Raw genomic sequence first — 12155 nt, 5'->3', positions numbered from 1 at the left:
CCTATATTTATTTTTACAATCATGAAAGATTACAAGCAAAATTAAACGGCCTCAGTCCGATGGAATTTCGAACCAAGGCCGCATAAGTTTTTTTATTTCTACTGTCTACTTGACGGGGTGCAGTTCACAAGCCGGTAGCCTCTCATAGTTGTTTATGTAACAATTGTACCCGTTTCAACCAGCCGCGATGATGAAACACCATGAAGGCGCCTTGCGGCCTATAAGTGCCCCTGGCGGTGGCCGTAAATTTGGATAGATTACTGCGGGTTGGTCGTCCAAATCCCGGCGCTTTTGACGAAGACGCGAGCCGGCAGCTTTAAAGTGGCAAGCACGAGATCGGCCAAGTCCTCCGGCTGCATCATCCGGTCCTCGTCCCCGATGTTCAGCCCGGCGTTCGCCGCAAGCTCGGTGTTGACCGTGCTGGGCGTAAGCGCCGTTACGCGAATGTTCGATTTGCGCACCTCTTGCATCAGCGCCTCCGTAAACCCCAGTACTGCGGCTTTGGACGCGCAATAAGCGGACCCGGTCGCGAACCCGCGCTCTCCGGCCGTAGACGAGATATTGATGATGCTGCCGCTCGTTTGCGCCAGCAGCGTCGGCAGCGCGGCCCGAGTGACATAATACGTGCCCATCAGGTTCGTTTGAATGATGCTCTCCCATAACTCGGGATCCATATCGGCAACGGTGCCGAACTGCGCGATCCCAGCGTTATTGATCAAGATGTCTAGCGACCCAAGGCTGCCGATGAGCGATCCGACCGCCTGCTCCGCCGCTTCTCTTTTGGCAATATCAGCGGCCGCGACATACACTTTGACGTTAAATGTGACTTCCAGCTCCGAGCGAAGGGATTCCAGGTCGGACGAAGTTCTGGCCATGAGACCGAGGTTTACGCCTTCTTTGGCAAGCTGCACGGCGATCGCTTTGCCGATGCCTTTTCCCGCTCCGGTGATGATCGCGGTTCTATTTTTCAAATCCATAATAACCTCTCCTCAATAATCAATTGGTTGCATACGTAGTCATAATCTCCATTTTTTCCTATAAGCATGCAAAGTGAATATGGAAGCCGGTCATGCTGCGGCTCGTAGCCATATTCGGCAAACAACACGCCAAGCTTGAATAGACAAACAAATAAGCTTCTGAAACGCCGGCAGCCCCTAGGCCCTTCGTTTCGGAAGCTTCAATTGTAGTGGGAAGGCTATCCCTCAGTACGATAACCCGCCCAGACTTGCTCCTTTAACAAACAAACGCTCGATGTTTTTCTGAACAGCCGGGTCAAATTGCAGCGGCGGTGCATGGTGGGGTTTGATCCGCGCGTCAATGATGAGATTGTCGCAGCCCCAATGCTTATGCTCTATAAAGCTATTCACACCATGAATATCATGCGATGGATTGCTTCGCGTAAAAGTGGCCCACAAAAAATTAGCAACCGTCGCACTCAGAAAACGGCTGTCATCGCATAATATGATCATCGGGCAGGAAGGAATCGTCCCCTTCGCAACAATGGCGTCGCTTAACGACCGGAGTTCCTGCTGCGCCTGTTCATTCGTCGTAAATTGCGCCCCTTCGAGCGCCACAATCCCCGGCATGACCAGCCGCGGATTGACGAAATCCCGCAGTTCTTTTAGAACGTCGGGCGGTTCCTTGCACAATTCCCGCTTCTTGTCCCCATACGCCGCGAGAACCACCTTGCTCCCTTCATTTAACCCGGTACCCGAGTAATCAAGCGTATCGATGGTCGTATTCGTATGAAAGTGAATATCCCGGTGAAGATCGATTCGTTCCAAAATATACGTAAGGAAGTCCACTTCCTGATGCGTATCTAACGGCTGGTCTTCTTCCGCCGTAATGAATACATATTTAGCTAAACTGAGCTGATTCGTGCCTAAGATCCGATTGGCAATCGTCAAAATCTCGGTCGGCTGCTTCACTTTCTGGTACGGGGTGTAGCGCTCGCTGCCGATGGCAAAAAGCAAAGGATGAACGCCTGCAGCATCGACCGCGTGAACTTCTTTAACGCCCGGTATTTCGGACTTAATGGCGCCGCCCGTTAATTCGTGGATGAGCTCGCCGAATGAGGTGTCCTCCTGCGGCGGTCTGCCTACGACGGTAAACGGCCAAATGGCATTCGGTTTTGCATACACTTTATGCACTTTCATATAAGGAAACGGGTGAACCAAACTGTAGTAACCCAGATGATCGCCAAACGGGCCCTCCGGCTTCGTCTCGCCCGGGTGAACTTCCCCTGTAATGACAAAATCCGCATCGTTACTTATACAGAAGCCATCGATATAACTGTATCGAAAACGCCGCCCTGCAAGCAAACCGGCAAACGTCATCTCGCTTAATCCTTCCGGCAAAGGCATCACGGCCGACAATGTATGCGCCGGAGGGCCTCCCACGAAAATACTCACTTTGAGCGGAGCCCTTTGCTTGGTTGCCTTGGCTTGATGGACGCCGATACCGCGGTGAATTTGATAATGCAATCCGATTTCTTGCTCCGCTGCATACTCGTTGCCGCTCAGCTGGACGCGATACATCCCCAGATTCGAATTCATGATCCCCGGCTTTTCCGGGTCCTCCGTATATACTTGAGGCAACGTGATAAAAGCGCCGCCATCCATAGGCCAATGTTGAATATGCGGAAGTTCCGATATATTAATTTCCTGCAGCGTAACGGGTTGGCCGCCGGATTGTTTTACAGGCAAAGCTTTCCATGCAGACAACCCGGTTTTGACTTGTCTTAACGGATTTCTTAATGCTTGCATCGGGTCGTTGCGCAAAGCGACCACGTTCTGAACGGATTTCCAAGTATTTCGGAAAATAAACTTGGATCGTTCCATCGTTCCGAACAAATTGGATACCGCGCGGAATCTTGTGCCCTTTACATTTTCAAACAACAACGCCGGCCCCCCGGCTTCATACACCTTCATATGAATCGCGGACATTTCCAGATAGGGATCCACTTCTTCCCGAATACGTACCAAATGTCCATGCTTCTCAAGATCTACAATGCATTCTTCCAAACTACGATACATGTGAACTGCCCCATCTCCAAAAAGTAAAAATGTTTGTTATCTTTACAGTACCACATCGTATCGTCTACGTCTAAACCATGCCAATGATTTCATTGACCGGCACAACAGCGGCCTGGGTGTCCTTATTCGAAATCTCCCATCAACATCTGATCCAATGTGGTTCCCGCAACAACCATAGGATATACATTTTCTTCTTTCGGCACGACAAATTCAACAAGTACAGGGCCGGCTATGTTCAGCGCCTCTTGCCAAACGCGGGAAGCCTCTGCTTTATTGCTTGCTCTTAACCCCTTGATGCCGTAAGCTTCGGCCAGTTTCACGAAATCGGGACTGCCCGCTAGATCGATTTGGCTGTAACGCCTTTCGTACATCAGTTCCTGTTGTTGTTTGACCATGCCCAGCACCTGGTTGTTGATGACGACAATTTTGACAGGAATTTGATGAATGGCACAAATCGCCATCTCTTGCGCGCACATTTGCATGCCCCCATCACCGTTTACGGAGATGACGAGCCGGTCCGGGTTTCCGATCTGAACGCCTATGGCTGACGGGAATCCGAAACCCATCGTTCCAAGACCTCCCGACGTGATGAGTGAGCGTGGATGTTTAAATTTGTAAAATTGAGCTGCCCACATCTGATGCTGGCCCACGTCCGTCGTAATGATCGCATCCCCTCCGGTTGTCTCATGAATCATTTCCAGAACAAATTGCGGTTTAATCTCCTTTTCGGAATCCGTGTAACGCAAGGGATAGTTGGTTTTGTTTTCTTGAACCTCCCGGATCCAGCGGCTGGATTGAGAGGGCACCGCTTTCGTGTTGGCATATTGGAGTACGGCCTTAATGTCTCCGACGCAAGCGATATCCGTTTTGACGTTTTTTCCGATTTCAGCCGGATCAATGTCGATATGAGCAATCCGTTTGGCCTTAGGCGCAAAACCATCTACTTTCATCGTAAGCCGGTCATCAAACCGCGAACCGATCGAAATCACAAGGTCGGCGTTTTGGATGGCCATATTCGCCGCATACGTACCATGATGGCCGGCCATGCCGAGCCAAAGGTCGTGCGCGCTGGGGAAGCCGCTCAAACCAAGCAGTGTGGTGGTCACGGGAATTTTCGTTTTATTAACGAATTCGAGCAGCTCATCCGATGCATTCGCATAAACAACCCCGCCACCAGCTATCATAATCGGTCTTTCGGATGCGGCAATAGCCCGAATGAGTAGATCGATCTCGGCAGGATTCGGATCCGGATACGGATCGTAGCCCCGCAATTTCATATCGGCGGATGGCTGATACAGCATTTTATGATTCGATACGTCTTTCGGGATATCGATCAATATCGGGCCTTTCCTTCCGGTGTTAGCGATGTGAAATGCTTCGCGAATGATCCGGGGCAGGTCGTGTACGTCCCGGACGAGGTAACTGTGCTTCGTTATTGACATGGTGATGCTGACGATATCTGCCTCTTGGAAGGCATCCGTGCCCATCACGGTTGTCGGGACATTCCCGGTAATGACCACAAGAGGGACGGAATCCATATAAGCCGTCGCAATGCCGGTCACCAAGTTGGTCGCTCCCGGACCGGAAGTGGCGATGCAAACGCCTACTTTGCCTGTGGACCGGGCATAACCGTCCGCCGCGTGGATAGCCCCTTGCTCGTGTCGGGTCAATATGTGTTTAAAATCCGGATTGCCAGTCATGGCATCATAGATGTAGAGAACATTTCCTCCCGGATAGCCAAATACGCATTCCACGCCTTCGCTTAACAGTCCGCGTAACAGCGCCTCCGATCCGGTTATGAACTCCTGGGCATGATGAGACGATTGATTTTGGGTTGCTAATACCTTTTCCATTTGACTGCCTCCTTCAATAATAAAACCCCTCTCATCCGCAGGCGGGCAGTATAGAGCTGCCGAGCCTAGGGACGAAAGGGGTAATCTTTCGTGGTACCACCCTGATTCGCTGCAATCTTGCGATTGCAGCCTCATGAGGCAAGGGTTCTCCTTACCTGCAGCACGATAACGTGTGCCATTCCGTTTGGATCTACTCACGGATACCGTGCTTCCGTTCCGTTTTCGAGCAAAAGCTCCGAGACGACATTGTACAAGGCTTACGGCAAAGGTCTCAGCATTTCCTTTGCTCTCTGAACATAAGACCCTTTGTACTTTATTCTCTTCCGCGCATTTATCTATTGAAAATAAATAAACCCCTCTCATCCGCAGGCGGGCAGTATAGAGCTGCCGTGCCTAGGGACGAAAGGGGTAATCTTTCGTGGTACCACCCTGAATTCGCTGCAATCTTGCGATTCCAGCCTCATGAGGTAAGGGTCCTCCTTACCTGCAGCACGATAACGTGTGCCATTCCGTTTGGATCTACTCACGGATACCGTGCTTCCGTTCCGTTTTCGAGCAAAAGCTCCGAGACGACGTCGTACAAGGCTTACGGCAAAGGTCTCAGCATTTCCTTTGCTCTCTGAACATAAGGCCCTTTGTACTTTATTCTCTTCCACGCTTTTATCTATTGAAAATAAATAAACCCCTCTCATCCGCAGGCGGGCAGTAAAGAGCTGCCGTGCCTAGGGACGAAAGGGGTAATCTTTCGTGGTACCACCCTGATTTACTGCAATCTTGCGATTCCAGCCTCGTGAGGTAAGAATTCTCCTTACCTGCAGCACGATAACGTGTGCCAATCCGTTTGGATCTACTTACGGATACCGTGCTTCCGTTCCGTTTTCGAGCAAAAGCTCCGAGACGACATCGTACAAGGCTTATGGCAAAGGTCTCAGCGTCCCCTTTGCTCTCTGAACATAAGGCTCTTGGTACTTTATTCTCTTCCACGCTTTTTTTATTGACAACATCATAGCACAAAGACTGCAAAGTTTCAAAGGCTACGCAATCAAAACGTCTCAGCGTACGCCCGGTGCCGGTTGATCCACTCCCCGGATCCGATGCCGATGCCTGTCATCGACGGATGTATGGAAGTCGTAATAATGAACGTGCCTCCCGTTTCCAACCGGAATTGGCGGACCGGAATATGCGCGATAATAGTGTGTATGGCCATCTTCAAATAATACATATCCTTCGGTGTAGTGAACGTGGCTTCCGTCTTGAGTGGGGATTGGAGGTGAGGTCACGTCCAGGCACTGATGCACATGCCCGTCGGCTACGGATGTGTAATCAACCGATCCGTGCGTATGATGAGGGACGAATCCCGGGTATTCGTCGTCTTTTCCAAGCTTCATCGCCATTGAAGTATGACTCCTTTTCATTTTTTCTGGTCATTTAACTATATGACAGGAGTCTAAGGAATGACTGGATACTCGCCTATGGCCACGATTTAAAATATTTTAACTATTGACAAAATATTATTTTTATGATATGATTAAAAATTTTGATGTTTACTTACTCTTTGATTTTCTATATCATAAAGTCTGGAAGCCCCGGCCGGGTACTCTCATCCTTCAAGGAGTGTGAACCTTCGTGCTTTTAAATCAAGGCATTGCCATGCTGTCTATTACCGCCCCGATCATGGGCCGTTCGGATACCGTGCATCCGGTACTGCTATGGGACGAAAGGAACGTTGTGCTCGTAGATACGGGATTTCCCCGCCAGATCGAACAGCTTCAAGCCGCAATGAACTCGTTTGGCATAGATCCGGACCAACTGAATCAAATCATCATTACGCATCAAGACATTGACCATATCGGCAATTTGCAAGATTTAGTAGAAGGTTCCACCCAGCGAATCGAAGTGTCGGCGCATAGGATGGAGAAACCTTACATTCAAGGGGATAAGCGGCTTCTGCGATTCACCGACGAAGCGATTGCCGGTCTTGATCTGCTGCCTGATCACGTTCCGGAGTCGTTCCGGAAAGGACTCAAGGCGCTCATGCTTCATCCCCCGAGGGCGGCAATCGATCGCATCATCACGGACGGTGAACGACTTCCCTGGTGCGGGGGCATCGTCGTTGTTGACACACCGGGACATACACCGGGCCATGTCAGTCTTTACCATGAGCCATCGCGCACCTTGATTGCCGGCGATGCCCTCGTCGTGCGGGATGGCCGGTTAAGCGGCCCGGACCCCGATACGTCGCTGGATCAGGCTACGGCGCAAGCTTCCATCGCGAAGTTGTCCGCCTTCGACATTGAATCGGTCATATGCTATCACGGCGGGATCATCCGCGGAAATGTCATAGAACGGCTTGCAGAGCTTGCAAGCGAAAGTGCATAGTCGAATGCATTTCGAAGCTTCGACCAACGAAAATAGGGAAATGCTTCGATACTTCGAAACATTTCCCTTATGCTTGCCTATGTTTGCGACTTCAGCTTGGTCTACGCATGGACTTGACGCATTAAGAAATCCAGAACCTCGCTGTTTAGCTCACGGTGAAAGCTTTCGCGATGAAAGCCCGCAGGATCCTGTGAGGGAGGAAAGGACGGACTTTTCATCGCTTCCGGAAACGGACTTAGAAACGAGTAATGCCCCGCGTTTTCTACGATTCTGTACTGAATCTTCGTTCGGTCGGAAACCCCGTCTAATATAAACTGAGCATGAATTAACGGCGTATGCTCGTCCTTATCGCCCACGATCATCAGGATGGGTAGGTCGACCCCGCTCAATGCCCCGGCGTTTTTGAACCAAGCCGAAGCGGGCGCAAGAAGCACCAGTGCCTTGACCCGTGGATCGGTGGCTACGCTGAGCTGATGGGGCTGGCCGTCCGGCGACTCGTTAGGGAACGAAGTTGGGGCGCCTCCCGCCACGGCTAAAGCGGTGTATCCCCCCATGGAATGTCCTATGAGCGCAACTGCATCCGCTTTCAGTACATTCATGAATCGGGGGCTGGCAAAAAACCAATCGATCGCCGTTCGAATGTGCCTGGGCCGGTTCATCAAATTATCGACCGTACCGGCCAGCGTGTTATTATTCCGATTGTTGAACGGGTGCTCCGGCATCCCTACGATAAAACCGTTACTAGCCAAATGATGAGCAAGCGTCCGATAAAGCAAATGCGACCCACCGGTGCCGTGAGAGATGATGACCAGGGGGAACGTTCCTTCTTTGGGCTCGCTGTTTATCGAAACTTCCATGCTGAATCTCTCCACAGCCTCTATCTTTCCGGGAGTGGAAGTAGGATACATGACCGCCATTGGAAATGCCACGCCGCTCAGATCGTCAGTAAGCTCAACCTCGCCATATCCGACAAAACAATCCATATGTTTTCCTCCTATAGCCTAGGTCATATTATATTTTCACTATCGTTTATACTACTAATGCTCTGCAATAAAAGTTACATGATTGGCCAAAATTATACGTTCATCACACAAAGATGATGCGCCTGCCGAGAAAGAGTTGGTCGCAGCCGGTTCCCGTTCCGCTTGACAAGTTTGGATTACAGTTGTAATATTCATTTTGTATTACATTTGTAATCCCAGGGGACAGGAGGTGAATTTGTGAATCACGTGCCCCACATAACCGATGCGGAATGGGAAGTCATGAAAGTACTATGGAGCAAATCACCGTCCACGGCGAGTGAAGTGATCGAAGCTATGCAGGACCGAACGGAATGGAAACCGAAAACCATTCGAACGTTGTTGAACCGTCTCGTCCAGAAACAAGCGGTATCGTATACGCAGGATAATCGAGTGTATGCTTATTTCCCGGTAGTTTCCGAGGATGTATGCGTAAAGTCAGAAACGCAGTCCTTTCTGAAAAGGATATACGGCGGTGCCTTAAAGCCGATGCTTGTTAACTTTTTAAAGGAAGAGCAGTTGTCGGAGGAAGATATTAAAGAATTGAAAAAAATTCTTGACCATAAAACGAAATGACGATGCCCGATTCCTATCTAAGAAAGGAAAGGATGAGCGTTGAACCGTACAATCGAGCTGCTTACGAATCTTTTTCATTGGATTGTGTCCGTCTCGGCTATGGCTGCCGTCACGGTCGCTTTGATATTGTTGATGCAGCGCATTCTGCACAAACGAATGAAGCCTCGATGGCAATATTTATTGTGGCTTCTGGTGGTGGTAAGACTGATTTTACCTTGGGGCCCGGAGAGCGAAATAAGCATTTTCAATTGGATTTCTTACCCCGATCCCGTACACGAAATCGAACCGGCGGCTCAGGAAGCGGCAAATGAAGGATTGGTTCATTCCGAATCAGCCAAAGACATCTTTTATAGATACGTCTTGTATATATGGCTGCTCGGCATAGGCGTCTTCGGAACATACGCGATCGTAGTCCACCGGACATTCTCTTTGCAAATGTCAAAAGAAACGGATGCCATAACCGATGCCGGGGTGATACAGTTATTCGCGCAATGCCGGAAGCGGATGTCCGTACATAAACCAATCATGCTTCTCGTATCGGACCGAATCGCGGTGCCGACGCTTTGCGGATGGATGCGTCCGCGGCTGATTATGCCGCGAACCGTCTTGAACGGCTTGAAGCCGGAACAATTACGGCATATATTTCTGCATGAACTCGCGCATTGCAAACGCAACGATATCGGAATCAATTGGCTGATGCAGGTGCTGTTGATTATTCATTGGTTTAACCCGATTCTTTGGTACGCCTATCTGCGTATGCGTGAAGACCAGGAACTCGCAAGCGATGCTTTAGCTCTTTCTTATCTGGAGGCAGATCAACGCGACAAGTACGGCTATACGCTCATTCAGTTGCTGGAGAACTATGTACGTCCACTGAGCGTGCCGGGCAATGTTCATTTATCCGGAAGCAAATTGCAGTTAAAAAGGAGAATTATGATGATTAAGCAGTTTCAAACGAACTCCTACCGTTATTCGTTCGTTGGTTTGGCGGCCATTCTACTCATCAGCGGATGCTCTTTGACCAATGCAAAAGTGGATACAAATCGGGCGCAATTGTCGAATACGGCGACCGTTGACCAGAAAACGATCGCGACCGCCGATACAAACTCTGCTGCAAAAGAATCGGATACTAAGTCACAGTCGGAGTCCGTACCGGCACCGGGTGGAACTGGCGCTGCGGGTACGTCTCCGGTGCTTGATGCCCCATCCGCGCCGGAATCAAAACCGGCACAGGCCACTCTACCAGCGGCAGAGCCGAAGCAGGTGCCGGTTGCTCCATCTGCGTCGGAATCGAAGCCGACGCAGGCAAAGCCGGTGCCGCTGCCGGTTGCTCCGTCTTCGCCGGAATCCAAGCCGGCACCAGCCGCGCCAACGCCGGTGGTACCGAAGCTGGAGCCGAATGGCCCATTGCCGGCGGTACCAAAGCCGGCGCCAACGACCCCGCCGGTGGCGGAACCAAAACTGGAGCCGAAACCGACGCAAGCCGCCCCTACGGCAAAGCAATCATCGTAAAGCCGGAGTTGCCGCTCCGCTTCGTGAATAGAGTAAAAGGAAACAGGATCCCCGGGCTTTCTGAAGCCGGCGATCCTGCTTTTTTATACGTTTGACTAACATAATGAACAAGTTCACGTTCATACACTTACTTAGTTGACGATCCTGGCCATGGGGAGGAGTGCCGTTCATATGCCTGTAAAGATAAAGCTGAAAAAATTCGTGGATGAACTGCCTATTCCAAACACGCTATCTCCCAAGAAACGCGATTATCATAGTTCATATTACGAAGTGACCATGAAGGAGTTTTCTCAGAAGCTGCACAGGGATCTCGGACCCACCCGTTTATGGGGGTATGAAGGTATGTTTCCGGGTCCTACGTTCGAAGTGATGAAGAATGAAACCGTATTTGTAAAATGGATGAATGATCTGCCCAAAAAGCACTTTCTTCCCGTTGATACAACGATTCATGGTTCTGAAATAACTCTCCCGGAGGGTAGAAGCGTTGTTCATTTGCACGGAGGAAGAACGCCGGCCCATAGTGACGGTTACCCCGAAGCATGGTTTACGAGAAATTTTGAGCAAACGGGCCCTTTGTTTGAACGAGAGGTTTATACGTATCCAAATATGGAAAGAGCCACAATGCTGTGGTATCACGACCACACGGTAGGCATTACAAGACTGAACATTTACGCGGGACTTGCGGGACTTTATTTCATTCGCGACGAGCATGAACGATCCCTTAATCTTCCGAAGGGAAACTATGAAATCCCTCTTCTCATTGTGGACCGCTCGTTCAACTCGGACGGATCGCTTTACTACCCCAGCAAACCGGATCAAACGGATGCAGCGCTTCCTCATCCTTCTCTTGTTTCCCCTTTTGATGCGGATACGATTCTGGTAAACGGGAAGGTTTATCCCTATTTGGATGTAGAACCGCGAAAATACCGTTTTCGCATTTTAAACGCATCAAATAGCCGTATTCTTACATTAAGAATGGAATCCAATCAGCCTTTTTATCAAATTGGCACCGATGGCGGCTTTCTGGAGACAACCGTAAAAATAAATGAATTTATACTTATGAGTGCCGAGCGTGTAGATGTAATCATCGACTTTTCCCAATACTACGGTCAAACCATGATTCTCAAAAATGTCACCAAGAGTGCATCCCCCGAAACAGCAGACGTCATGCAATTCAGAGTCACCGTTCCGTTAAGAAGTACAGATACCAGCTCCCTTCCTTTTTATTTAGGGAATATGGAACGACTTCCAAGAACTATCGCAAAGAAAACAAGATATTTAACGCTAGTCCGAATCAAGGATCAATATGGTCGATCTTTGAATTTATTGGGTGGAAAAATGTGGATGGACCGAATCTCCGAAAAAATTGAAGTAGACACTGTTGAAATTTGGCGAATCATCAATCTCATCGACGATGATCCTCACCCCATCCATCTCCATTTGGTTGACTTCCAAATTCTTGACCGCCAGCCATTTGATGTTTCTCATTTTCAAAAAACCGGAAGCCTTATTTTCACGGGACCTCCCGCTCCCCCGAATCCCTATGAAACAGGGTTAAAAGACACGGTTGGGACTCCGTTTGGTTACGTTACATCCATTATAGCCCGTTTTGGACCCTTCACAGGGCGTTATGTGTGGCATTGTCATATGCTGGAGCATGAAGATCACGAAATGATGCGTCCGATTGAGATTTTTAAAGCGTACCGGTGAAGGGGATAGGGTTACCTTAGCGGATGATTTAGACGGAAGCGAAAATCCAATGAAATGAAGCGCCCGGAGAG

Annotated in this window: 10 protein-coding genes; 5 read left to right on the top strand and 5 right to left on the bottom strand. The window is 49.7% G+C overall.

What is annotated here, in order from left to right:
* The first annotated feature begins 5 nt into the window (after positions 1-5).
* Positions 6-86, top strand: a complete 81-nt coding sequence (locus ACFQI7_RS33205; protein WP_377517545.1) for an IS3 family transposase — start codon at positions 6-8, stop codon at positions 84-86.
* A gap of 171 nt (positions 87-257) precedes the next feature.
* On the opposite strand, the gene ACFQI7_RS33200 is transcribed toward ACFQI7_RS33205, so the two are convergent.
* From ACFQI7_RS33200 to ACFQI7_RS33185, 4 genes are all read right to left on the bottom strand, one after another.
* Entirely contained in the window at positions 258-977 is a 720-nt protein-coding gene (locus ACFQI7_RS33200) for a 3-ketoacyl-ACP reductase (RefSeq protein WP_218102138.1), read from the bottom strand.
* A 225-nt stretch (positions 978-1202) separates the two neighbouring features.
* Positions 1203-3035 carry a UbiD family decarboxylase gene (locus ACFQI7_RS33195; protein WP_218102139.1) on the bottom strand — a complete coding sequence of 611 codons (1833 nt, stop codon included), beginning with the start codon at positions 3033-3035 and terminating at the stop codon, positions 1203-1205.
* A gap of 122 nt (positions 3036-3157) precedes the next feature.
* A complete protein-coding gene (gene ilvB / locus ACFQI7_RS33190) occupies positions 3158-4888 on the bottom strand; it encodes a biosynthetic-type acetolactate synthase large subunit (RefSeq protein ID WP_218102140.1) in 1731 nt (576 codons plus the stop codon).
* Positions 4889-5940: 1052 nt separating this feature from the next.
* Positions 5941-6282: a YmaF family protein gene (locus ACFQI7_RS33185; protein ID WP_218102141.1), complete on the bottom strand. Its 342-nt coding sequence runs from the start codon at positions 6280-6282 to the stop codon at positions 5941-5943.
* Positions 6283-6514: 232 nt separating this feature from the next.
* Here ACFQI7_RS33185 and ACFQI7_RS33180 point away from each other — a divergent pair, with 232 nt between their 5' ends.
* On the top strand, positions 6515-7267 hold the full coding sequence (locus ACFQI7_RS33180; protein ID WP_230415516.1) for an MBL fold metallo-hydrolase: 753 nt from the start codon (positions 6515-6517) through the stop codon (positions 7265-7267).
* A 101-nt stretch (positions 7268-7368) separates the two neighbouring features.
* Here ACFQI7_RS33180 and ACFQI7_RS33175 read toward each other — a convergent pair whose 3' ends face one another.
* On the bottom strand, positions 7369-8250 hold the full coding sequence (locus ACFQI7_RS33175) for an alpha/beta hydrolase family protein (RefSeq protein ID WP_218102142.1): 882 nt from the start codon (positions 8248-8250) through the stop codon (positions 7369-7371).
* A gap of 279 nt (positions 8251-8529) precedes the next feature.
* Between ACFQI7_RS33175 and ACFQI7_RS33170 the strand changes: the two genes are divergently transcribed.
* The 3 genes from ACFQI7_RS33170 to ACFQI7_RS33160 all read left to right on the top strand — a co-directional run bounded on the left by ACFQI7_RS33170 (position 8530) and on the right by ACFQI7_RS33160 (position 12084).
* On the top strand, positions 8530-8862 hold the full coding sequence (locus ACFQI7_RS33170; protein ID WP_268966856.1) for a BlaI/MecI/CopY family transcriptional regulator: 333 nt from the start codon (positions 8530-8532) through the stop codon (positions 8860-8862).
* A gap of 39 nt (positions 8863-8901) precedes the next feature.
* Entirely contained in the window at positions 8902-10374 is a 1473-nt protein-coding gene (locus ACFQI7_RS33165) for a M56 family metallopeptidase (RefSeq protein WP_218102144.1), read from the top strand.
* 171 nt (positions 10375-10545) lie between these two features.
* Complete coding sequence (locus tag ACFQI7_RS33160; protein WP_329958279.1) at positions 10546-12084, top strand: multicopper oxidase family protein; 1539 nt, start codon at positions 10546-10548, stop codon at positions 12082-12084.
* Positions 12085-12155 lie beyond the last annotated feature (71 nt).

Source organism: Paenibacillus allorhizosphaerae (genome assembly GCF_042659105.1).
GTDB classification, from domain to species: domain Bacteria; phylum Bacillota; class Bacilli; order Paenibacillales; family NBRC-103111; genus Paenibacillus_G; species Paenibacillus_G allorhizosphaerae.
This window is presented reverse-complemented; position numbering and strand designations above follow the sequence as displayed.